The 22,908-nt window shown below is 56.5% G+C and carries 24 protein-coding genes; 15 read left to right on the plus strand and 9 right to left on the minus strand.

What is annotated here, in order from left to right:
- The first annotated feature begins 50 nt into the window (after positions 1 to 50).
- Together NA78x_RS17215 and NA78x_RS17220 are read left to right on the plus strand one after the other, a co-directional pair.
- Positions 51 to 731, plus strand: a complete 681-nt coding sequence (locus NA78x_RS17215; RefSeq protein WP_425613607.1) for a hypothetical protein — start codon at positions 51 to 53, stop codon at positions 729 to 731.
- A 13-nt stretch (positions 732 to 744) separates the two neighbouring features.
- Positions 745 to 927, plus strand: a complete 183-nt coding sequence (locus NA78x_RS17220; protein WP_425613608.1) for a hypothetical protein — start codon at positions 745 to 747, stop codon at positions 925 to 927.
- Positions 928 to 1,061: 134 nt separating this feature from the next.
- Here the strand turns inward: NA78x_RS17220 and NA78x_RS17225 are convergent, their stop codons facing one another.
- On the minus strand, positions 1,062 to 1,262 hold the full coding sequence (locus NA78x_RS17225; RefSeq protein ID WP_425613609.1) for a hypothetical protein: 201 nt from the start codon (positions 1,260 to 1,262) through the stop codon (positions 1,062 to 1,064).
- 56 nt (positions 1,263 to 1,318) lie between these two features.
- Between NA78x_RS17225 and NA78x_RS17230 the strand changes: the two genes are divergently transcribed.
- From NA78x_RS17230 to NA78x_RS17245, 4 genes are all read left to right on the plus strand, one after another.
- Entirely contained in the window at positions 1,319 to 1,522 is a 204-nt protein-coding gene (locus tag NA78x_RS17230; RefSeq protein WP_425613610.1) for a hypothetical protein, read from the plus strand.
- A 246-nt stretch (positions 1,523 to 1,768) separates the two neighbouring features.
- A complete protein-coding gene (locus tag NA78x_RS17235) occupies positions 1,769 to 2,299 on the plus strand; it encodes an NUDIX hydrolase (protein ID WP_425613611.1) in 531 nt (176 codons plus the stop codon).
- A gap of 70 nt (positions 2,300 to 2,369) precedes the next feature.
- Positions 2,370 to 3,365: a hypothetical protein gene (locus tag NA78x_RS17240; protein WP_425613612.1), complete on the plus strand. Its 996-nt coding sequence runs from the start codon at positions 2,370 to 2,372 to the stop codon at positions 3,363 to 3,365.
- Positions 3,358 to 4,254: a radical SAM protein gene (locus NA78x_RS17245; RefSeq protein ID WP_425613613.1), complete on the plus strand. Its 897-nt coding sequence runs from the start codon at positions 3,358 to 3,360 to the stop codon at positions 4,252 to 4,254. The genes NA78x_RS17240 and NA78x_RS17245 overlap by 8 nt, the downstream gene beginning before the upstream one ends.
- A gap of 124 nt (positions 4,255 to 4,378) precedes the next feature.
- Here the strand turns inward: NA78x_RS17245 and NA78x_RS17250 are convergent, their stop codons facing one another.
- Positions 4,379 to 4,621: a hypothetical protein gene (locus NA78x_RS17250; RefSeq protein WP_425613614.1), complete on the minus strand. Its 243-nt coding sequence runs from the start codon at positions 4,619 to 4,621 to the stop codon at positions 4,379 to 4,381.
- A 219-nt stretch (positions 4,622 to 4,840) separates the two neighbouring features.
- Between NA78x_RS17250 and NA78x_RS17255 the strand changes: the two genes are divergently transcribed.
- The gene (locus tag NA78x_RS17255; RefSeq protein ID WP_425613615.1) at positions 4,841 to 6,016 is read left to right on the plus strand and encodes a redoxin domain-containing protein; all 1,176 of its coding nucleotides are present in this window, start codon (positions 4,841 to 4,843) and stop codon (positions 6,014 to 6,016) included.
- Positions 6,017 to 6,445: 429 nt separating this feature from the next.
- Here NA78x_RS17255 and NA78x_RS17260 read toward each other — a convergent pair whose 3' ends face one another.
- Positions 6,446 to 7,648, minus strand: coding sequence for a formylglycine-generating enzyme family protein (locus NA78x_RS17260; RefSeq protein WP_425613616.1), 1,203 nt, complete (start codon positions 7,646 to 7,648; stop codon positions 6,446 to 6,448).
- A gap of 160 nt (positions 7,649 to 7,808) precedes the next feature.
- Between NA78x_RS17260 and NA78x_RS17265 the strand changes: the two genes are divergently transcribed.
- Positions 7,809 to 8,327 carry a hypothetical protein gene (locus NA78x_RS17265; protein WP_425613617.1) on the plus strand — a complete coding sequence of 173 codons (519 nt, stop codon included), beginning with the start codon at positions 7,809 to 7,811 and terminating at the stop codon, positions 8,325 to 8,327.
- Positions 8,328 to 8,539: 212 nt separating this feature from the next.
- Here NA78x_RS17265 and NA78x_RS17270 read toward each other — a convergent pair whose 3' ends face one another.
- Complete coding sequence (locus NA78x_RS17270; RefSeq protein WP_425613618.1) at positions 8,540 to 9,211, minus strand: DUF4240 domain-containing protein; 672 nt, start codon at positions 9,209 to 9,211, stop codon at positions 8,540 to 8,542.
- Positions 9,212 to 9,684: 473 nt separating this feature from the next.
- Between NA78x_RS17270 and NA78x_RS17275 the strand changes: the two genes are divergently transcribed.
- Positions 9,685 to 11,031 (plus strand): DNA modification methylase, encoded by a 1,347-nt coding sequence (locus NA78x_RS17275; protein ID WP_425613619.1) that lies wholly within the window; start codon positions 9,685 to 9,687, stop codon positions 11,029 to 11,031.
- On the opposite strand, the gene NA78x_RS17280 is transcribed toward NA78x_RS17275, so the two are convergent.
- The 4 genes from NA78x_RS17280 to NA78x_RS17295 form a co-directional block, all read right to left on the minus strand.
- A complete protein-coding gene (locus tag NA78x_RS17280; RefSeq protein ID WP_425613620.1) occupies positions 10,970 to 11,275 on the minus strand; it encodes a hypothetical protein in 306 nt (101 codons plus the stop codon). The two genes, NA78x_RS17275 and NA78x_RS17280, sit on opposite strands and share 62 nt — an antisense overlap.
- Before the next feature lie 133 nt (positions 11,276 to 11,408).
- Positions 11,409 to 12,491 (minus strand): hypothetical protein, encoded by a 1,083-nt coding sequence (locus NA78x_RS17285; protein WP_425613621.1) that lies wholly within the window; start codon positions 12,489 to 12,491, stop codon positions 11,409 to 11,411.
- A 96-nt stretch (positions 12,492 to 12,587) separates the two neighbouring features.
- Positions 12,588 to 12,809, minus strand: a complete 222-nt coding sequence (locus NA78x_RS17290; protein WP_425613622.1) for a hypothetical protein — start codon at positions 12,807 to 12,809, stop codon at positions 12,588 to 12,590.
- A gap of 219 nt (positions 12,810 to 13,028) precedes the next feature.
- The gene (locus tag NA78x_RS17295; protein WP_425613623.1) at positions 13,029 to 13,514 is read right to left on the minus strand and encodes a winged helix-turn-helix domain-containing protein; all 486 of its coding nucleotides are present in this window, start codon (positions 13,512 to 13,514) and stop codon (positions 13,029 to 13,031) included.
- A 159-nt stretch (positions 13,515 to 13,673) separates the two neighbouring features.
- On the opposite strand from NA78x_RS17295, the gene NA78x_RS17300 reads away from it, so the two are divergent.
- The 4 genes from NA78x_RS17300 to ligD all read left to right on the plus strand — a co-directional run bounded on the left by NA78x_RS17300 (position 13,674) and on the right by ligD (position 19,863).
- Entirely contained in the window at positions 13,674 to 13,886 is a 213-nt protein-coding gene (locus NA78x_RS17300) for a hypothetical protein (protein WP_425613624.1), read from the plus strand.
- The gene (locus NA78x_RS17305) at positions 13,876 to 16,176 is read left to right on the plus strand and encodes a terminase gpA endonuclease subunit (protein ID WP_425613625.1); all 2,301 of its coding nucleotides are present in this window, start codon (positions 13,876 to 13,878) and stop codon (positions 16,174 to 16,176) included. Before NA78x_RS17300 ends, NA78x_RS17305 begins: the two co-directional genes overlap by 11 nt.
- Positions 16,177 to 16,324: 148 nt before the next feature.
- Positions 16,325 to 17,197 (plus strand): Ku protein, encoded by an 873-nt coding sequence (locus tag NA78x_RS17310; RefSeq protein WP_425613626.1) that lies wholly within the window; start codon positions 16,325 to 16,327, stop codon positions 17,195 to 17,197.
- Positions 17,198 to 17,250: 53 nt separating this feature from the next.
- Positions 17,251 to 19,863 carry a DNA ligase D gene (ligD, locus tag NA78x_RS17315; protein ID WP_425613627.1) on the plus strand — a complete coding sequence of 871 codons (2,613 nt, stop codon included), beginning with the start codon at positions 17,251 to 17,253 and terminating at the stop codon, positions 19,861 to 19,863.
- Positions 19,864 to 19,977: 114 nt separating this feature from the next.
- Here the strand turns inward: ligD and NA78x_RS17320 are convergent, their stop codons facing one another.
- Entirely contained in the window at positions 19,978 to 20,307 is a 330-nt protein-coding gene (locus NA78x_RS17320) for a hypothetical protein (RefSeq protein ID WP_425613628.1), read from the minus strand.
- Between the two features lie 234 nt (positions 20,308 to 20,541).
- On the opposite strand from NA78x_RS17320, the gene NA78x_RS17325 reads away from it, so the two are divergent.
- Positions 20,542 to 21,576: a DUF4011 domain-containing protein gene (locus tag NA78x_RS17325; protein ID WP_425613629.1), complete on the plus strand. Its 1,035-nt coding sequence runs from the start codon at positions 20,542 to 20,544 to the stop codon at positions 21,574 to 21,576.
- An 86-nt stretch (positions 21,577 to 21,662) separates the two neighbouring features.
- A complete protein-coding gene (locus tag NA78x_RS17330) occupies positions 21,663 to 22,895 on the plus strand; it encodes an ISAs1 family transposase (protein ID WP_425613630.1) in 1,233 nt (410 codons plus the stop codon).
- Positions 22,896 to 22,908: the final 13 nt, after the last annotated feature.

The following is a 22,908-nucleotide window of genomic DNA, read 5'->3' on the forward strand; positions in this document are numbered from 1 at the left end:
GAGCATTAGATTCTACCCTCCTGCCAACCTCCTCCCTGTGTGAGCGGTAAATGACAAACTGGCTTAAGGCGTTGTTGGCTACCGCGGTGTCTTTCGGTCCGACCGCTGTCAAGGAATATGTTCACCGCTATCTAGGGGACCAGTGGACCGACATTGCTCTAATTTCACTCGCCAGCGCCGTTCTGGTGGGAACATGGAAGTTCTTGCAGGCCGACGAGAGGTTTTTGAAGGTCAGAGATCCAAACTTAAAACACTATTTGAAGCAGAATTTGCGGCAGGCCGAGGAAGCGAAGCTACATATCCGCGGCCACGTTTTCATCCCGTGGGGGATTTGGCCGTTTATTTGGCTTGTGCCAGCATTTTCGTATGGGGCGAACACATCAGACCCTGATTATGGGAAAAGCTGGTACTGGCGTCATGGGCTGGTTTGGCAAGTCTTCCGCAACAAAATCTTCGCAATTTATCTAAAGAGTCCCAGTCCGGCAGCGACTTACGTGATGTCCGAGGCCGATAAGAAGCAGACTGAACACGTCCTTGCTGCACTGTGTCTGCCTATTTGCAAAATCCCTGGCAGCGGCCGAAATGTCGAAGGTCGGATTGTGGCGATCTTGGCGCTGGATGCCGACTGTCCAGGCGGAGTTGAGTTCCTGAATCAACATTACAAGGCTCTTTTTCAGCGGAAGAACAAAGAGCTCGTTGATCTTGTGGATGCCGTGAGCCTATACTTCTAGTAGGAACCCAGCAATGAACATCCTCAAATACTTTTTAGAACTTCAAAAAGCTCGGACGCGTCGTCTGAAGAAGCTTCAGAACCGTCAAATGCCCAAATCGACGAATTCGGCATCCACCCGCACTGAGATCGCTGAATTGCTAGATCGTGTCTCGCATCAGAGCCTGAAGGTGGAAATTGGTGAAGGCGTAAAATAGAACGACTACCATTTTGATGCTTCCTGGCAGGAGCTGGGCCCAAACGCAGAAAACTCTGCGGTTGCGCTTGGCTCCTGTTTTCGTTGAGCCCAAGCCCTCCGCAGTCCAAAGCGGAGGAATCAGTGCTTATCGCCCTAGCCAACACGAACCACCAAGTCCAATCGCCCATTGCTCTCAGAAGCGCTGGTCTCGATCAGGTGTACTTCATCCAGATCGGCTTGAGCCGAGGCGTGCAACAGCCTTCGCGCCGCTTCCCGCGCGGTCTTGCCACCAAACCCGAGCTCTGGGCTACGGGTCAGGCTGGCCGACCAATGGCCATGCGTCAACGTAGCCACGACGTGCAGTTCCCTCTGTGCCATACGGTAACCATTTTCAAGAACGGAATCTGAATATGCATATTGAACCCAAGCCGAACCCCGACGTCAAACATCCGACCAGCCAGAACATCGACTGGTACAGCGAAGGGGAAACTCGCGTCGTGCGAGTCGATGGTGTCGAGGTACGGATCCGCTTCATCGGACGGAAGGGACGAAGGGGACGGATTCTGGTGGAAGCGCCGGCGGGAGCGGTGTTTGTGGCGATCAACGAAATCTGATTGTCCGTGTGAAGCGACATGCTCAAATTTGCGAGGCCAGCACTACCGGCGATCGATTGAATCCTTCGATGACGCTAAGCTAATCCGAGCGTAGTACCAAAATCGTGGCCAGCGATTTACAACCTGGGAACGAGCGATCAGCGGCCGGTGATTTGGAGACTCCTATCGACTAAACGGATTTCTACATCAACAATTCGTATTGGCCACATTGCACGACCCGAGTGTTCCTCTCTGATGCAGCTTTTCATGCAGAACAAACAAGCAATTTCGGAGCATCTTGCCCAAGTGAGACCTTGGGATGCCCAAGAGGCCGAAGACATCGCGCAAGCATTCCGGTGGTTAACGAACGCTCGGAAAGACCGACATTTCGTAGTTTACAATGTCGTTCTTAATGAATCATGCACAGCCTTACTTTTTGTGCATCATCGCGCGACGGACCTTTGGCTCCCCTGCGGCGGCCACATTGAGCCGAACGAGACGCCATCTGATGCAGCCGCTAGAGAGTTGCGTGAGGAGCTTGGAATTGAGCCTACGCCCATCGACGGAAAAGTGTTTTTTGTTAGTATCTCACCTGGTGAAGAGGAAAGTCTGCACGTCTGCCTTTGGCTTCTCTTTCAAACTACCTGTCATCTGACGCTCAATATCGACCATGAAGAACTTATCGCAGCAAATTGGTTTCCCCGTGACGCGCTCCCTGTTCACGCCTCGGAACCGCATCTAGCGCGCTTCATCCAAAAGTTCGATGCTCGACGGGGCACTCTCCAAGACTCACAATAGGTCCACAAACATGTCGGCAGCGCTCACACCAGAGGAACTTGACGTTGTCGAGCGACTAGAGCATGGAGGTATGTCTCGAACCACTGCTACTCTTGCTGTGGCTATGGTGACGCGCGAACACGCTCGCCCGGAAGCTGAGCTAGTAGACATAGTCCGCCAGTACCAGGGCCTTGAGCATCGCGAACAGGCCATTGCGGCCATCTCTACATTAAAGGCAACCGGGTGGCTCGTCGAGACTGAGACCTACGGTACGGCTCTAGTCCGTCAGGCCCCGGATCTACGAAAGCAGATTGCCAGTAAGCTAGGTGACCAATCTATCGAACGAACGCTTGCTAGCCTTCGCTCAGCGAATGACCCAGTCATTGCGATTGTCGGTAGCATGACGGACGACCATACGTATAGCTCCTACCTAGAACGATTACGTCGCGCGCATTCGGAGATCTGTCTGGCAATGTTGGCGACTACGCCGAAACTACAAGCTGCAGAGATTATCAGGGAACGCGCGTCTTCTGGCGTGAAAATCAGAGTGCTTCTGGCCAGCACGGACGTAGTGTGCATGTTACGAAGTAATTCGATGGCGAAGACTAGTGTTGATTCCATCGCTGGCTGGAAAGATCATGCAAAGCACAGTCCCAACATTGAGGTAAGAATCAGTTCGGAACCCGCGGACATGCGTCTGGCTTCGTGCGCTCTTATTGACGGTGACGTACTTAGGCTTGACGTCTATGACCCCAAAACACAACGCAGCTTGCAGGGAACGCTGATAGAGGTGACTTCGGGTGAAGGGCGACAACTTAATATCGTGTCGATGTTCAAGGACGCGTTTGACGATGCCTGGCATCGTGCCACTCCATCAAACACGTCCGCATGGCTTTGGAAGCTCTTCTGCGAGCATTGGCAGTGGTGGTTCTTTGTTCTGTTCGCTATTGGCTCGTTTGCAACCACCTCGAATTTAGTAGTAACGGCAATCCTCGGCTCAGCGTCAGCATCGTTTCTAGCTAACGCCATCGTGACAAGTTGGCCGATGTCCATCTCAGCAATGCGCAGGGCCCTGAAGCATGAATAAAACATGTGGAGCATGCGGGGCGCATGCATGCCGTCAAAGCTGTGACCAAGCCTTTGCTACAAATGGGATCGCTAAGGTGCATTGGGAGTGCTGGGCAAAGTGCAATCTCCACTGCAAATTCTGTTACCGCACGAAAGACGAGGCCCTATCGTTCAATGACGCAGAGAAGTTACTCCGCATCGTTGCGACAAGCGGCGCACAATGGATCACGTTTGCCGGCGGCGATCCATCGGTACGGCCAGACATTGTGGCCCTCATTCGGTCCGCGCGGTCTCTTGGATTGAAGATTGAGGTTCAAACTAACGCCGATAGCATCAGCCCACAGTTCAGAGATGAGATTCTTACTGTAGACCAGGTTGGGCTTTCTCTAGACGGACCCACCCCCGAGGTGCACGATGTCTTTCGAGATCGCCCGGGTAACTATTTGAGAGTAATGGCGCTGCTGAGCGACCTTGCCGCCGCCCACGTACCGACTTTGATTCGGACAGTCGTAGCACTCAGCAATCAAGATGCGGTTCCAGCAATCGCTCATGTTTTGTCACCGTATTCCAATGTCCGAAGATGGTCGATACTGGAATTCTCACCACTCGGCGATGGGTACGTTAACCGTGAAAAGTACGAGTTGCCTCCGGATACGTTCAGAAATATTGTCGGCCGCGCCAAGCGCGAAGGGGGGAGCCATCTCAACGTGGATGGATTTGGAAACGACGCGAAAGCTGGCACATATGCACTTGTCTCTCCGGGTGGACGCCTCTACGGCACGGAGTATGTAGATGATCATTTAGGGCATCGCTTCGTTGGTAACATGCTAACTGACCACCTTAGTGACCTTGTTGAAGCACTCCCATTCAATTCGCAACGGCATCATGCTCGATATGGAGATGCTTAAAAAACCGTTACCGAACTTAAGTACGAGAGAGTAAATCTGCTAAAATTTCTTAATCAGTGATCAACGCGTTCTCTGGTCTGTTGATCCGCTTTGGGACAACTTTGGAGCGGGTCGAGAATGCCCATCAAAGCATGCTGGGCGTGGGATTGTGATCAACGGCCTTCTCATCCTCCTGCGTCAACGGCTCTTCCGAGGATTCCCAGGCATCGTAACTCGCCAGGGCGCTCCCCTGCTCGAATTTGCCTCGCCGGTCGCCCAGATCCTGTAGCGTGGCCCAGCGGACATAGGACAGTAGTTGCTGTTCTGAGCCAAATGTGGCGACGAGTCGCCGCGAGACGTTTCGTTTTGAGCCATAGAGAAAGTGCATAACTGCTCCTTGGATTTGTCGCTCGCTCGGGCCGGAAGCGAATTATTCGCCGCCGGCCGACAAAAAGCCATCGTTGCAGCAGCGGACTTCTTCCGAGCCAGATAAAGGATTGGACCTAGGGTTTAGCGCAACGTAGACATCGTGCTGGAGTTTCGCTCCTCATTCCGACACAATGACGCGAGTTCCTATCGGACAGTTCAGATTCTCAGGGGATCGTCCATGCGCACGAAACGCGGTGTTTTGTTGACACTTTTGTCGATGTTGTGCCTTAGCTTCACAACGCAGCCGATAGTATTGCAGGCGGAAGAGAGTCTTGCAGAACGGATTGCGGCAATCGGTGCGGAGTACGAGAAGCATCAGAGTGCCTTCTACGAAGAGCTTCGTGCCATTGGCAAGTTGTCGAAGTCTCTTGAGCGCGAAGAATACCGCAAGCGGATTAGTGAAGCGAACAGCCGGTTCAACGAATATCGAGGACCGACCGCGGCAAAGTTGGCGGAGCTCCTCAAAGCCAATGCCAGCGATCCCGCCGTCGTCGATGGCATCTTGCTGTACTCGGGCCCGATGAGTCACTCGATTGGCATCGTGCCGGAGTTCAAAACCATGTTGCTTGGTCAGCAGTTTGCAAATCCCGCGATTGGAAAACTCTGCTACAAGTTTCGCTACAACAACAATGATGCGGACGCTCAAGCGATCCTTGCTGCGGCAGCAGAGCGCCACCCTTCGGCTGACGTTCGCGGGATCGCGACATATTCTCTCGGCGAATACTACCGGCAGACCGCCCGGACGGAATGGGGACGCGAGCTAAGTGAGACAGAACGTGACCGCCTTTTGCAGCTGTCTGCGAATAACTTCAAGGAAGTGCTGGACAAGTACACTGGTGTAAAGACGCCGGATGGGAAGTCAGTGATGGGCACACTCGCAACAGTTTCGCTCTCGCGCGTGAAGAATATCCCGAACCTTCTCCCCGGCCGCCCAGCGCCGCAATTCGCGGGCACCGATCTAAATGAGGCTGTGGTGAAGCTTTCTGACTTTCGTGGAAAAGTCGTCGTGTTGGTGTATTGGGGATCCTGGTGTGGTCCATGCATGGCCCAGGTTCCTCATGAGCGTGAACTGGTCGAAAGAATGAACGGCAAACCGTTCGTGCTAGTCGGCGTGAACTGCGGTGACACGCTTGAGAAGGCACGTCAGACCGCCGAGGAAAGGCGAATGAGCTGGATTTCGCTCTGGGATGGCGGCACCAATGATGGCCCACTTCAAGCGTCCTACAACGTGCTGCACTGGCCCACAGTGTATGTGATCGACGACAAGGGAACGATTCAACACATCGATATCCACGGGGAACAACTAGATGCCGCCGTCGATAAATTAGTCTCCGAAATCGACCCCACGAAATAGTCGCGCGAACGATGCGTCATCCACCGCCGACAAAAAAACCCGTGTCGAGTAAACGACACGGGCCCAGTGAGCGGAACCCTGCCAGTCCCGCTCGTTGTGCCAGCCTGGCCGCCGCGCCGTATAAGAAAAATAGAGCCCAGTGGGGGCAGTCACTGGGCTCTATGATCAAGGTGCGACCCGAAAGTGCGCTGCGATTTGATCAGTGACGTTATCGGCCGTGCACATGTGCCAGATTGAATTGCTGTTGATCCACTGGACAATTTAATCAGTCCGACCGGATGTCGCTCAAGCTGCTGGCCAAAAATACGTCGCAGTGTATTCAGCGCAGCCAGACCCTCTGATTGTTTGGAAGTCACTGGTTCAGTTTGTGAGTTCGGCTTAACCGAAGTTGGAAACCATCGGGATCACCGTGCGGCAAGTTTCTGGCATTTAGTCGTTGGCGGGTTCCGCTGGACTCGCCACGTCGAGCACGACACGGAATCCGATATAGCAGTACCGGTTGTCGGCAGAAACAAAGATTCGATTGGCCGATCGGATGTCCGCCGGGGAATCTTGCCAACTGCCACCGCGATTTACAAAGCGTGGCCGCCCAGCATGGAGGGGCGCGTCGGGACCTGAGGGATCGAGCGATGGAGTTCGTTCGTAGTACTTTGGATCGAAGTAATCGCTACACAATTCGCTCACGTTGCCGTGCATGTCGAACAGCCCCCACGAATTGGGCGGGTACAGACCGACCGGTGCCGTGAATGCGTGGCCATCGCTGCCCGGAGCGTAGTCATACGACTCTCGAGGCATCGCCTGTTTCAATTCTGCATCCGCAACATTTCCGTGACGGACCAGCAGTTTGACGTCGTCGCCGAAGTAAAACAGTGAGTCCGATCCTGCGCGACATGCATATTCCCATTCTGCTTCGGTGGGCAGGCGGTAACTGCGGCCCTCTTTTTGGCTCAGCCATTTACAAAAAGCCAAGCAATCGCCATGTGTCACGTTCACTACAGGATGGCGTCTGCTCTGCGGGTAGCCAATCTTCCGCCAATCGAACTGACGATGACGAAAGACAAACTTCAGCTTCATCGGATCCCAGCCGTTGCCACCCCGCCAACTTTGATCGGTTTCGGATTCCGTGATGTGGCCAGTCGCACCGACGAATGCCTCGAAGTCGCCGCACGTCACTTCATAAATGGAGAACAGAAACGGTTTGCTCAGCGACACTTTGTGCCGAGGAGTTTCCCCCTCGGCAAAGTCACTTTCGAGTTCCGACCGCACGAGTTTTAGCTGTTCTGCAGAAGAACCCATCTCAAATTCGCCAGCAGGAATCAGAACGAATTTCATGCCGAGGGAGTTGGCCACAGCAAATGCTGGCTCCGGAATCGCAGGGCTCAGATCACGGAGCTTCGAGTCGTCCCACAAGGACTCGATCTTTGCGGGCGGTGTCGCCGCTTGGGACGGAGCTTCGTTTGAGGGCGAACCGGTAATGGCGGCGATCGGTTGCGGCTGTGGGGCTGGCTTGGGCCAGAATGTCCGTGCGACAGTGATCGAAACAATAGCGCTGCCAATGACCAGAGCGGCCCACGCAATTCTGCGAACCGTTGTGAGTCCAGCAGTCGACGAGGTGGTTGAAGTATGAGGCATTAGATTAGACGCTTTGTCACGGCGCGGGACTGCAAACGACAATGATACGGTAGCTGCGACGATGGACCTTCCCGGGCCTCACCCCTTATCTCAAAGAAACGCTCCGATCCGGTAAGATTGACGCTCTCACCTCTCCCAATTCGCAGCGAGCAATCGAACCATGTCCTGGCACACGTGTGGAATTCTAATCAAGGCAGACTACTCCGACGACTATCCCGCACTCCTTGAGAAACTAGGTCTTGGTGCTGCCACACCAGGGGAGATGGTTTCCTTTGACGAAGCATCCTCGTCCTCTTGCGAAGGCGTGGCGATCGGAACTCTGGGCGGCTGGACTTCGATCTGGGGCAACTTCGTCCTGCTGATGATCGACGATGATGCAGTCACCACAATTTCGAAAAACGCAGATGTCTTCCAGTTGCTGCTGGAAGGGGCGTCCTGTACTGCGGGATTCACTTTCCACAGTGGCGGCAAGCTCGTGCGCGATTGGATGCGACAGGAAGACAATGTCGTGAAAGACGTGGGGAAGCCACTGCCTCTAGAGGAAACGGCCTTCAAGGAGGCGGATGACGAACAAGCAGTGCTGCAGTTGGCCTCTGCCATGACGATCCAAGTGCAGAACTGGCACTTCACCAAATTCCAAACATTCAACCTTTCCGACGATGTGCTATTCGGAGAATGACACCGTGGGCGTGATCGAGGCCGAACCGAAGCAGCGCCCACTTGCTACCCGCAGCCGCGAAGCAGTGCGACTAGCGCAATGGTTGCCAGGATTGACACCGCAATGGATCCAAGGCAACCAAGGCGATTGGAATAGAAGGCGAACATAGCGACTTTCTCTGGAGTGTTTGAAAGAACACGCCAGGGATGCAAGTATCGAACCGCTTGCGGGTCTCATTCCTTCGGCTTTGCCTTTTTCTTCTGGTCAGCAGTCTTGCGATAGGGCCGCTTTCCTTTCATTCCCTTGATTGGCTCCTGAGTCGACGGACGTTCTGGCGAACACCACCGGATAGGCGTGGGCTCGGTTGGCTTTTGATCTGTCACCTGCTCTCCGAATCTCTTCCAGAAGCGGGGCAAACGCTGCGGCAGGTCATCTTCTTCCCAGGGTTCACCGACCGGTTGACTGGGATGCGGGACGACGCGATCGTACTGAGGAAATGGTTGCCCCGTCTTTTCCTCGTAGACATTCATCGGGACGGATAGTAGCCCTTCTTCGCCCCTCGGCACCATCGGAAGGTCAGCCAGGCTATCGGCGTCTCGCAGGGCTGATTCAAAGGCCGCTCTCCCGCAGAGTAGCAGTTCCGCCCGAAAGTCCTCAAATGTGTTATCGCTGGCACAGCCTTCAGTGAAGATGAAGAGTGCGGCCCACAAGTCCCAATGATAGGCAGCGATGATCCGCTCCCCGAACCGCTGGTCAAACTGGATGATCTCCTCGGGCTCCAGCTCCGACAATGTCTGAGCGAGGGCTTCGTGCTCAACGATCGCCGGACTGCTATCGCTTTGAGACGCGAAGAAGCGTTGCCGAGTCTGCTCGATCAGTTCCCAAAAGCGATCGGTTGTCATCATGACGTGCGAGGTAAACGAGTGGTTGAAGTATGGGTCATTCGAGTTGACGCTTTATCGCGGCGCTGCGAACAACAAGAATAGATTAGTAGGGTTTGCTCTGCTATAATCACAGCATAGTGATCGACGCGTTCTCTGGTCCGTCGATCCGCCGCTTTGGATACCAAGGCCGCACTCCGCATCTCGGAGCAACCAGCACGTGATAAACGTGTGGATGCTCGTATGCACTCTTACAAGAACTATCAAAGTTCATTCCCAAACGGCATCGCACCTAATCGCACAGGACGCGTTCTACAGCGTTTTGTCAAAAATGGCCTGAACCTCGCCACTCGCCGTCCGGACGCTACCCCGCCGGTCATAGGTACTTGGAGTGGCTTTTTATGATGTTTTGGCCACGGGAAGAATGGCCATTGTAGGCACAGTTTGTTTTGCTGTCCGGTCCGGTCCGATCTCCACTTCGAAAGGATGCAAACTCAATGGACGTAAAGCTTTGGAACATTTCTGATGTGAAGCCCTATCCCAACAATCCACGCCTCAATGACGATGCCGTAGACCTCGTCGCTGGCTCGCTGAAAGAGTACGGCTGGCGGCAGCCAATCGTGGTCGATCAGCAGGGTGTGATCATCGTTGGCCACACTCGCTGGAAGGCGGCGAAAAAACTTGGTTTCACACAGGTACCTGTCCACGTCGCCACCGATCTCTCGCCCGAGCAGATCAAAGCGTATCGCATCGCCGACAACCAAACCGCGACCATCGCTGATTGGGACAAGCAGCTGCTGCCCATCGAACTGGCCGATCTGCGCGCCGCTGACTACGACCTGAGCCTGTTGGGCTTCGATTCTGACGCGCTGCAGAAGCTCATGGGTACGGATGTGTCCGAAGGCCTGTGCGATCCCGATGATGTGCCACTGCCTCCAGATGAAGCGACGACGAAACCCGGTGACCTGTGGATCCTGGGCAATCATCGACTCCTCTGCGGCGACAGCAGTAAACCCGATCACCTCGATCGCTTACTCGACGGCGCACCAATTCATCTGGTGAACAGCGACCCGCCTTATAACGTCAAAGTCGAACCGCGCAGCAACAACGCCATCGCAGCTGGTCTGAGTTCGTTCGCTGGTCCCAAGCATCATCAGTCGCTCGATGTGGCATTGCATCCCGGCAAAGCCAAGCCGACGCAAAAGAAGCTCCGCGCCAAGGATCGTCCGCTCGCCAATGACTTCGTCACCGATGAAGCGTTCGACGATCTGCTCGATGCCTGGTTCAGTAACTTCTCGCGCGTGCTTGAGCCCGGCCGTAGCTTCTACATCTGGGGCGGGTATGCCAACCTCGGCAACTATCCCCCGTTCCTGAAGAAGCACGAGCTGTACTTCAGTCAAGGGATCATCTGGGACAAGCAGCACCCGGTTCTCACACGCAAAGACTTCATGGGTGCGTTCGAGATCGCGTTCTACGGGTGGAAGGAAGGAGCGGGGCATACCTTCCTCGGTCCGAACAACGTGACCGATCTCTGGCACGTGAAGAAGGTAAATCCGCAGTCGATGGTTCACCTCACGGAGAAGCCAGTCGAACTGGCTGTGCGCGCGATGCAGTATTCGTCACGCGCCGGTGAGAACGTGCTCGATCTATTCGGCGGCAGCGGTTCCACGCTGATGGGTGCGGAGCAGACGGGACGCAATGCGTACCTGATGGAGCTCGACGTCCTGTACTGCGATGTCATCGTACAGCGATGGGAGAAGTTCACTGGGCGAAAGGCTGAGCTCAATGCGGCAGGTGGCGATCAGTTTCAGGAGGCTGGCGAACGATTGGTATCAAAAGCTTAGCAAGCATCGCCCGCATGACGAGAAACGAAAGGACAGTGACACCGATCATGACCAAGCCAAACACTAAAGCTGGCCCCGCATCTTGTTGGATCTTGCCGACGACTGATCGATATGCCGCGAGGGCAATTATCAGCCCGAGAACTAACGATGCGACGCTCGTTAACCAGCCAGCTACGGTAAAGCGGCTGAAGTCGATGTCGAGCTCGTTTACAAATCGTCCGAGACGTTCGGGCAGCGAGGACACACAGTTCTCCTTTAATTCAGGAGCCGGTATTCTGTTGCTCGCCGCCGGCACCTGCAAGACGCCGATGGTGACATTCGTGCTCGCTCTGTCTCTCAGGCGAGACGGCAACTCGCGAGAACTGCATGCGCTGAACTCACTCGCGAAACACCTGCCCCAAGGTGGTTCGTGGGGGCAGTCCTCGATAGCCTCCGTAGAGGGCCGCACGGATGCTGGACCAGGTGTCGCCTTGCATGCCGGCAATGGTTCCCGACTTCTTGTTTGGCCAGCGACCGTGCACCTGTTTGTAGGCCAAACCCCATTGGCGAATCATCTCGATCGTCAGCGGAGGCTGATAATTCTTGGTTCTCAGCCCGCGGTCTCGAACCCACAACTGCACCAAGCTCATTGCGCCTTTGAGGCCTCGCCGCTCTTTTCGCAGGGCGTAGTCGACTCGCGACCACGACTCTTCGGGAGCAGCAACGACCACGCCGTCCACAGGCGTTGGCCATTCGCCTGTTCTAGCAAAGTGTTCATCGCCCCACGCCAGAATCTGTGCAACGGTCAGTGGCGGCAGGCGATTGTGCTTGGGAACGCCGCGTTCGCTAGCCAACAACTTCGACAAGGTGGTCTTCGCACCAACCTTGCCCGACACCAGAACATAGTTGACTGCGAGCCAGTTCCGGACTTTGGATCCAGGAATCGGCCCCGCTTTACGAGTCGGCCAGACTCCGGTCCGCTCGTGGTGCTGGTCTGCCCAGGCGAGGATTTGCTGCAACGAAGGGGGCTGCTTCGCGGCGAGTTTTACGTCCTTCCGTACTTTGCTCAGCAGTCGGGCCAGCGAGGTCTGTCGCAAGCCGCGTCTACCACGTCGCAAGGCGTTAGCAACCGTGGACCACGTTTCTTCGGTGCCTGGAATGGCACCCGACAAGTCATCGGGCAGTTTCCCCGTCCGCGCATGATGATCATCGGCCCAGGCAAGAATCTGCTTGATCTTCAGCTTCGGCAGCTGCCCCTGGTTACGCTTGCCACGGTGTTGGGCCAGGACCTTCGCGAGCGTGGTCTGTCGCGGACGAAACCCTCGCCTACCCGCACACATGACTTGATTGATGTTCAGCCAATCTTCGCCGGGCACACCATGCACCGGCCCGCTGAGTGCTGTCGGCCATTTGCCGGTTCTCTCGCGATGCGCATCGGCCCATGTCAGGATCTGTTCGATGGTCAGAGGAGCGCGGGGCATGAGCGTAACACGGAAGTGGCAGGAGGCAATTCGTTCACCGGCCCCAGTTTACCAACGGTTTCCGCGGCTGGAAGAAAGCTGCTTCGCGCGGAGCGGTTACTTGCCTCCCGCCGCAACCATCTGGTTGTGCCAGCGCTGCAGCTGAATCTCGTCGGCGGTCGCGGGCCGGATGGTGCAGATCCTGATCGTCACCTGTTTGCCCAAGCGTGCCGCGTACATCGCCTGCAGGGCGGCTTGCCCAAGCTTACTTGCTTCGGATTCGTCGGCCGCTTCGACCAAGACGTACTGAGCGCGGGTGGCGACGTAGAAAGTGGTCATCGTGAAACTCCGGGCATAGGCGGTTGCGATAACACACATAAGCCAGCAATCGCTGCGAAGTTCAATAGCCGGCCCCTAGAATCCAGCAGGTTTCCGCCGACGCACCGTGTGGCCCGACGTGGCGTAGTTGTCCCCTGGTCCGCCTCCTGGGCCAAGAAACGCAAAACGCCCCAGCGTGGCGAACGTGGGGCGTCGTGGGGCCGAGTCTGCCGGGGTGCGCTACCCGTTGAACGCGAAGTTCCCCCGGTCGGTCTTCTTGAACCGGGCTTCGTGGCCTTTGGTGTTGATCTCCCGCAGGATGGCGCTATAGAGCGTGGCATGCGGCGTCTTACCACCGGGGCTCGACCAATAGCCCTTCGCTGCGATGGTTTCGATCATCGTCTTCGTATTCATCGGCTCCTTGGTCTCGCCGAGCAGCTTGGCGGCGGCATCGAGTGCGGACATCTTCTTCTCGATTGCGGGTTTGGCAGTCTTGGTCTTCTTCGTCCGTTTGCCTTTCGCCACCTCGGGCTCTTTGCACTTCGCGCAGAACCGTTCGGCACCTTCGTCGGTCCATTCGTGATCGCCACCCTTCGGGCAGGTACCGGCGGGCTTCGTTTCGGTCGCTTCGAGCTTGGTCGCTGGTGCTTGGGTCTTGGCCTTCTTGGCAGGTTTAGCCTTGGCGGTCTTCGATGCAGGCTTCTTCGTGCTGGTCTTCTTGGACATGATCGTTCTCCGGGTGTAGCTGGGATGGAAATCGTTCGGACAGACACACATGAGCCAGCTTTCGCGAAGAACATCAAGCGCTGTTCTGAGAATCAGCGAAAGAATTGTTCAGCTTTGTCCGCACGATTGAGGGCAGCCTAATACGGCGAGGGAACAGCCATGCCCAGTGATGGATCACCACCGAAGATCAATCCCGCCGCGATGACGCTCGCGGATGCCGCCCGCGTGCTGTCGAAGGTCGGTAGCGCGAGCGTTACCGAAGCCACGCTGCAGGCAGACGTCGATGCCGGCGCACCGACGAACCGGGATGGCACCCTGAACCTGGTCCATTACGCGGCGTGGCTCGTGAAGGAGCTCGCCCGTGGTCGCTGACCCCCGCAAACTCCGCCCTGGCGAACTCTGCCAGCTGCTCAACTCCACTGACCTCGGTGAAGTGATCAGCGAACGGCAGTTGTTGCGTCATCGGACGAGAGCGGGGCTCCGGATCGGGGACGGGCAGAACGTCGACCTGCTCCGCTACATCGGCTGGCTCGTTGAACAGACGCACGCGGCATCGGCGGCACCGGCAATCGATCCCTACGAGGAACTGAAGGACAAGGCCCGGGCCCGCAACGCTGCCCTGTCTCTAGCCGGCCGCGATATCGGCGAACTACCGGCCGTCGTCGATGCCGATCGCAAGGCCCGCTCGCACGACGACTTTCAATTCTTCTGTGAAGCCTACTTCCGCACCACCTTCCATCATGCCTGGTCCGACGACCATCTGAAGGTCATTCGTAAGATCCAACGGGCCGTCCTCGAAGGTGGTCTGTTCGCAATGGCAATGCCACGTGGCTCGGGGAAGAGCAGCCTTTGCGAGGTCGCCTGTATCTGGGCGCTGATCTTTGGGCACCGCGAGTTCGTCTGCCTGATCGGCTCGGACGAAGGGCACGCTGCCGAGATGCTGGAGTCGATTAAGACCGAACTCGAAGGAAACGATCTGCTCCTCGAAGACTATCCGGAAGTGGTCTATCCGATCCGGGCCCTTGATGGCATCGCCAATCGCTGCAGTGGCCAGCTCTACCAGGGCGAACGAACGCACATCAGTTGGACGGCGAAAGAAATCGTGCTCCCTACGATGCCGGACAGTCTCGCGAGCGCTGCCGTCATCAAGGTGGCAGGGCTCACAGGGCGGATCCGAGGTATGAAGCATAAGCGGGCTGATGGCCAGACGGTGCGGCCTTCGCTCGTAGTGCTCGATGATCCGCAAACAGACGAGTCCGCCCGGTCACTGAGCCAATGTGCGCAGCGCGAGAGTATTCTGGCGGGTGCAGTTCTCGGTCTGGCCGGTCCTGGTCACAAGATCGCAGGGATCATGCCCTGCACCGTAATCCGTCCCAGCGACATGGCGGATAAGATCCTCGACCGAGACAAACACCCGCAGTGGCAGGGTGAACGGACCAAGATGATTTACTCGTTCCCCACGAACGAGAAGCTGTGGGAAGAGTATGCCCAGATTCGGGCGGACGGCCTGCGAGCCGAGCAGGGGCTCTACAACGCCACGGCGTTCTACATCGAGCACCAGACTGAAATGGATGCCGGCGCGAAGATCGCCTGGCCCGCGCGATTTAACGAAGACGAAGCGTCGGCCATTCAGCATGCGATGAATCTGAAGCTGCAGAACGAAGCGGCTTTCTTCGCGGAGTATCAGAACGAACCGCTGTTGGAAGCGTCGCAGTACTCCACGCGTCTCACTGCCGATGAGATCGCCGCCAAGCTCAACCGGTTACCGAGAGCCTGCGTCCCCAGCAACTGCGTCCACGTCACAGCCTTCATCGACGTGCAGGGCGATCTTCTCTATTACCTGGTCTGCGCCTGGGAGAACGAGTTCACCGGTTACGTCCTAGACTATGGGACTTACCCGGATCAGAAGCGACCCTACTTCTCGTTGCGGGATGCCAACCCGACGCTGGCCTCGGTGGCACCCAACACAGGTCTCGAAGGCTCGATCTATGCCGGGCTGGAGCGACTCACAGATGACATCCTCGCCCTGGAATGGCAGCGGGATGGTGGTGGCGTGCTGCGAGTCGGCACCTGCCTAGCTGACGCCAACTGGGGAGCGACGACCGACACCGTCTACCAGTTCTGTCGGCAGTCGAAGCACGGCGCAATTCTGATGCCCAGCCATGGTCGGTACGTGGGTGCCGCGAGCATTCCCTTCGCGGAGTACAAGCGACAGCAGGGCGATCGAGTCGGCTTCAACTGGCGGATCCCGAGCACCTATGGTCGCCGGGCAGTGCGGCACGTGATTTACGACACGAACTACTGGAAGACTTTCATCTTCGCGCGTCTCGCGGTGGCGATGGGTGACAAAAGCTGCCTGTCCCTCTTCGGTACGCAGCCCGATCAGCATCGGCTCCTCAGCGAGCACCTCACTTCCGAGTATCCGGTGACCACCCAGGGACGGGGCAGGTCCGTCGAAGAATGGAAGCAGCGTCCGGATCGCCCCGACAACCACTGGTTCGATTGCCTCGTGGGGAATGCAGTTGCCGCCTCGATGCTAGGTGTGCAGTTGGAGACGGGCAGCAAGGTCACGCGAGCGAGGACCACGCTGGCCGAAATGGCGAATCGGGCGACTGCACAGCAGTTAGCCGACCGGACGCGGCGCATGGAAGGGCGACGGTGAAATCCGGACTAGTCGGGATTTTTGATGCGACGGGGTTCTATTAGCTTTGCTCACGGCACAACGCTTGCACTGCTAGCGTCGCCATGCATGCATTCAACGCCCTTCAAATAACGCTTCGGTCGCGAAAGTGATCTACGGAGTTGCTTCTATGCCTCGGTCCACCTGGAAAGGTTACCTCAAGCTGAGCTTCGTCTCGGTCCCGGTGAAAGGCTATTCCGCCAACACTGGAGCGGAATCGATCCGACTGAATCAGCTGCACGGCGAATGTCACAGTCGCATTCAGTATCAAAAAGTCTGTCCTGTGCACGGCAAGGTTCCCGCCGATGAAATCGTCTCGGCCTATGAATATGCAGACAACCAATATGTTGTCATTGACCCTAAGGAATTGAAAGCTTTGCGGACCAGAGGCGAGCGGGCGGTGAATATTGAAGCGGTCGTCAAGGCCGATGCGGTCGATCCGCTCTACTTCACAGAGAAGGCTTATTATCTGTTGCCCGATGGCGCAGTCGGGCAGCGGCCCTATGCGCTCCTTCAACAATCTCTGGCAGACGACAAACGCTGTGCCATCGCGAAGGCGGTACTGTACGGCCGCGAGGAACTGGTTTTGATTCGTCCGGTCGAAAATCTCCTCTCGATGACGGCGCTCAAATTCGATGCTGAAGTGCGGCGTCCACAGGTATTGGGAGACGAACTCGAAACTCCGGCGCTACAGGATGCAGAAATCAAACTCACACGGACGCTGCTCAAGGCCTTCGTGCGCCCGAAGTTCAACATCGAGTCATTCAAAGACGACTATGTCGAGTCGCTGACCGAATTGATCGAAGCGAAAGTTGCGGGAAAGAAAATAGTCACTGCCCCAGCCGAAGATGAGCCGCCAATCATCAATCTTATGGATGCATTGAAAAAGAGCCTGGCTGCCGTCGGGAACGGCGAAACAAGCCGCAGCAAGAAAACGGCTGGTCCACGAATGACCAGCGCGAGTCGTCGGAAAGCAGCGCCGAAACGGCGTAAAAGTGGCTAACCGCTGGATGTGAATGGTCCGGACTGTCCAACGATCGACTTGCGGGTGCATTGATGGGTCTGACTGAATATCGCCGCAAGCGTCATTTCCGAAAAACTACCGAACCAAAAGGCATTGCGGTTCCCAGAAAAGCTGATGTCAGCGGCAACTTGCAGTTTGTCGTGCAAAAGCATGCTGCCTCGCATCTACACTACGACTTTCGTCTCGAACTGGATGGCGTCCTGAAAAGCTGGGCAGTGCCAAAAGGCCCAAGCCTAAATCCAGCGCAAAAGCGACTGGCCGTAGCGGTTGAAGATCATCCTCTGGAATATGCCAAGTTTGAAGGCGTAATCCCCAAGGGCGAATATGGTGGCGGCGAAGTTATCGTTTGGGATCGCGGCATTTGGATCCCCGTGGGTGACCCACACAAAGCCCTGGCGAAGGGAAAATTGGAATTCGAGTTACAGGGCGAGAAGCTCAAGGGCAATTGGACGCTCATCCAACTCCGTGGCCGCGACCAAGGCAAGAATTGGCTCCTGATCAAACGGCACGATGCCGCTGCAAGTGAGGTTGGGGAGGAACTCACTGAGTCAGCGCCCAAGAGCGTCATCACAGGTCGGACGCTGCTTGAGGTGGCAGAGGGCGTTCCACCCAAGCGAAAAAAGAAGTCGGAGCTTTCAACTGGAGCGAAGACGGGTATCAAGCAAGTCGTCGCGAGAGCGAAACGAACTGCCCCGACCACAGCCAAAAGTTCGCTCACTACCGGCGGCCATAAGCCCGCGACTCCTCAGTTGGCTCGACTGGCGACGCGGGTTCCCTCAGGCGACGAGTGGCTGCATGAAATCAAATATGACGGTTACCGTCTCCTTTGTACTTTGGTGAATGGCGAAGCGCGGCTATGGACGCGCAATCAGCTCGACTGGACCCACCGGTTCGCAGCCATCGCGGCGGCCGCAGAGCAACTGCCCGCGACTTCCGCTGTCCTGGACGGTGAAGTCGTAGCACTCTCTGCGAACGGTGCCAGCGATTTTCAAGCGTTGCAGAATTCATTGCAGGGAATCGAATCGCGACCGCTCGCTTATTTTGTCTTCGATCTGCTTGAACTAGACGGCGTCGATCTGAGATCTCGGCCATTAATCGAGCGCAAGCGACGTCTGAAATCGCTCCTCCCCACCGAAAGGCTCGGACGGCTGCAATATAGCGATCATTTTTCGCAGCATGGCGAAACGCTGCTCAAGCAATGTTACCAACTGGGCCTCGAGGGAATCATCTCGAAGCGCGCCGATCGACCCTATTCGCCAGGAAGGAGCGACGATTGGCTAAAGATCAAATGTCTGAAACAGGAGGAGTTTGTCATTGGCGGTTTCACGGTCTCAAAATCCGACCATCGAAGCTTTGGCGCGCTGCTGCTTGGCTATTTTCAGGGACGTAAACTCAAATATGCTGGCCGTGTGGGCACGGGTTTCAATACACGTTTGCTCACCTCACTCCGAGCGGAGTTAGAGGAACGCAACGTCCAGCTTTGTCCTTTTGATCCAACTCCATCACGCGAGCGTGGTACCGAGGTCCGCTGGGTAAAGCCCCAACTCGTAGCCCAGATTCAGTTCACCGGCTGGACTGAAGATGCTGTACTGCGCCACGGATCATTCCTGGGACTTCGTGCCGACAAAACAGCGCGATCCGTAGGCCAGCCAGAAACACTCGTTCTCGACCGAGCAGATCAACCAGTAACTCCGACCAAGCAGGCCGTAACAACGTCCAGCCGTGAATCGAAAACGGCTATTCGCTTTCCTCTCACCAATCCTGATCGAATTCTGTATCCGGATCTCGGCCTGACAAAATTGGATCTGGCGAGCTATTACCAACAAGTCGCGAACCGGATGCTGCCCTACCTGGAGAATCGTCCGCTCAGCTTACTCCGCTGTCCCGAGGGACAAGCCAAGTCGTGCTTCTTCCAAAAACACGCTGCCGCAGGCACGGCGGATGCCTTGCGACGCTTTGAAATTGACGAGAAGAACGAGCGCGTCACCTATCTCGTCGCTGATGATTTGCCAGGCCTGTTGTCGCTTGCGCAAATGGGAGTGCTAGAGATTCACGTCTGGGGATCGCGTGCTGACCGTCTCGAGTATCCCGATTGGCTGGTGTTCGATCTTGATCCCGCTCCCGATGTTCCGTGGAGCAAAGTGGTTGAAACAGCCTTCTTTATTCGTGACCTGCTTTCCGCGCTCGATCTGCAGACATTTCCCAAACTCACCGGGGGCAAGGGGCTACATGTAGTCGCTCCACTGTCACCGAGGCGCGCTGATTGGAATAAGGCAAAGGACTTTAGCCAAGCAATCGCCCAGTTGCTTGCGCAAGAATATCCCGACCGTTATGTGGCGAAAATGGCGAAGGCCGCTCGCCAAGGGAAGATTTTTATCGATTACCTGCGAAACGATCGTGGCTCTACCGCAATCGCACCTTATTCCACTCGGGCCAAGACCCAAGCCCCAGTCGCCATGCCCATCGGGTGGAGTGAACTATTGCCAAGCCTGACGCCTGACTGCTTCACTGTTCAAAACGCCGCGAAGCGATTGCGATCGCTCAAGCGAGATCCCTGGCAGGAGTTTTTTCGATTGAAACAGAAGCTGCCTAAGTTAGACGGAAATCTGAGACGCACGATTTCGAACGCTATCGCGGACAGCTGAAGCCTTTGACTTACCGCCCCTCAATTGTCGCCCGATTCAAACGAAGTTAGCTGTGGTCACAGGCGGATCGCACGCATGGACAAGCGGCGGTAAAAACCCGACTAGTCGGGATTCTCAGCCGAGGATTTGCGCGAGTGCATTGACTGCGGAACGCGCTGCATCAATCCCACCGAGCTGATCGACTAGCTTCTTGGCGTGAACCAGGTGTTCAATCCCACCGATTGCCGTGGAACGCTTGAATCCTGGCTTGGGTCCACGCTTGCCGATCTTCCCACCCTTCTTCTTGGCGTTCGAAAGGACCGTGCTCACGAACTGCGGCGAAACTTCGATCCCCGTTTTGCTTAGGGCCTCCGCGATTTCCTTCGGGCTCGCGCTCGGATTGGCATCCTTGTAGTTTCGGATCTCCAGGGACTTGTTAGGACCGCTCTTAGGTTTTCTGGCCACAATATTACTCCGAACCGATTTTTGGGCTGTGTAAGGATTTTCGCGGAAATTTGTTTCGGAACTCCAGAATAGTTCCATGCCACAACTTGTCTACCAGGGAATTACCGCGTCGCACGATGAAAATCGCAGCACGCCGAAATTCCGCAGCTTTCGCCCCCGCGAAACGGTGACTATCCTCATACACAGTAAGTGTCGATCCCATCGTGCCTCCTGCCAGCGATTTGATAAGTACCCATGACGCAACAATTCCCCGACGACGGGGACTCTGCTACGCGGCGCGTCTTTCCTGAATCTGGCGGCACGGCCCGCGGTGGTTCATCGCCGATCGTCAGCCCAGGAAAAACCCACTCGGATGACATCGAGCATAAGCTTCGGGGCCAGATTCAAAAGTGGCGAGGCAAGTTGCTCGATCTTGGAAATCGAAATCCGCTAATCAACTGCTCATTCAATCCTACGCGTGGCGTTATTGAGCTGCTGACTCCTGCCACTGAAACAATCTGGAGAAAGCTGGCAAGCGAAGGAGCCGCAGGGTCGAGCTCTATGCGTTTTCCGTGGCGACGTGAACTCGTACCGCCGCCCCCAGGATACGAGGATGAGGACACCGCAGAGGCTCCAGAGGTTGATCCCGTCAAAAAGAAGAAGGAATGGAATCCTCCACTTGATGAATGCAGAAGCTCTCCCAAGCTGGCAGTCCGCGATCTCTTGACCGGCGTTAGCGATAGAGTTCTAGAACGGAGGCTGAGAACGCTAGACGGACACGCGCATCTCTCCATGTCGGAGCAAGGAGTACGGTGTCTCTACGTGGCATTCGGGTTCCTAAAGTGGTTCGAATCTGTCGACAGTGATGTTGAACACCTCGCACCGCTGATGCTCGTGCCAGTTGCCTTATCTCGTGCCTCCGCAGACGCCCCGTGGGAACTTGCGGAAGCAGAGGACGACGTTGTCGATAACCTCTGCCTCCGGGAGCGACTGAAGCAAGATTTTGGCATGAATTTGCCGGCGCTTCCTGATATCGGCGACCTCGAAGAAGAGGGAGCGCGAGAGAGGTTCTTGGAGTCCATCCGATTAACCATAGCGCCAAATGAACGATGGGAGGTGCAAGATCGATGCGCACTCGGCCGCTTTGCGTTTCCCAAGGTGGCAATGTGGCAGGATCTGGGCGATCACGTGGAGAGCGTCCTTGCGAATGGTCTCTGCAGATCTGTGGGCACGGTCCGCGCAGCTAATTTGCAATACGCAGCTGGACCTGGATTTGTTTGGTGCTGGTGATGCTGGCGGGTGAACGCCAGCGTGGGGTTGTTGCGTATAGCGAGAGGCGTCGGTTTTCTTTCTGGGCGTGAGTCGGAGACTCTCGAATGCAACATGCAGATATTCCACGGGTGGCGACGATTGGCAAGGCGGCGGCGATGCAGCAATTGGTGCAGTCACTGGGCAACTTGCCAGACCCACGTACGGACCGCCGGCCGGTGCATTCGCTGACGAACATTCTGGCGATTGCCTTGTGCGCCATGGTTGCCGACTGCGACTCGTGGGAGGACATGGAGGATTTCGGGCACGAACGCCAAGCCTGGTTCGAAACCTTCCTCTCGCTCCCCCACGGCATTCCCTCGCGCGACACTTTCCGCCGTGTCTTCGCCCGCCTCCAGCCGAGGCCCTTTCAACAAGTGCTGGTCACGTTTATCGAGTCGCTGCGTGAACCCACTCCTGACGACGAAGGCGCCGACGATCAGCACTTCGCAATCGACGGCAAGACGTTGCGTTCGAGTTTCGACCGCGCCGCCGAACAGTCATCGCTGCATCTGGTGCAGGCAATGAATACCGGCACGCAGTTGATCGTGGCTCAAGCGCCGACGCATACCAACGGTGACGAAGAAGTGAAAAAAGGGAACGAAATCACGGCCATTCCGCAGGTTCTCGAACTGCTCGACCTCCGCGGCGCGGTCGTCACCATCGACGCCATCGGTTGCCAAACCAAGATCGCCGCGCAGATCGTCGCCGACGGCGGCAACTACCTGCTGGCCCTGAAGGACAATCACCCCACGCTGCATCGGCAAGTGCTTGAATACTTTCTGCAACTGCACGCTGAGCCGCTGCCAGGCGAGGTTTTTACGCTGGAGACTAACGAGCCTCGCGCCCGGGGACGCAACGAGGAACGTTACTACACCGCTGCGCCACTCCCGGCTGGGTTGTTCGGTCAAGACAACTGGGCGGGACTACAGTCGTTGGTACAAACCACGACCACGATCAAGCATGCCGACAAGACGACCATTGATAGTCGCTACTTCCTGAGTTCGCTCCCGCCCAGCGAGATTGAAAAGATCGCACGCTGCACGCGGCGGCACTGGTGGATCGAAGCGACCCACTGGGTGCTCGACGTGACGTTCGGCGAAGACGCCTCGCACGTCCACCAAGGCCACGCCGCGGAGAACCTCGCCACCCTCCGCCGGGGCGCGCTGGGCCTGCTCAAGGCCTATCAAAATAAACCGGCTCATTTCCGCAAAAAGACGCCCCCCAGCCTGAAATCGCTCCGCAAACAAGCCGGCTGGTCAACCACCGTTCTCGCAAACATCGTCACCCAAAGAACTTGAAGTGCGCGGACCG

The sequence above is a fragment of the Anatilimnocola aquadivae genome, from assembly GCF_049819085.1.
GTDB lineage: Bacteria > Planctomycetota > Planctomycetia > Pirellulales > Pirellulaceae > Anatilimnocola.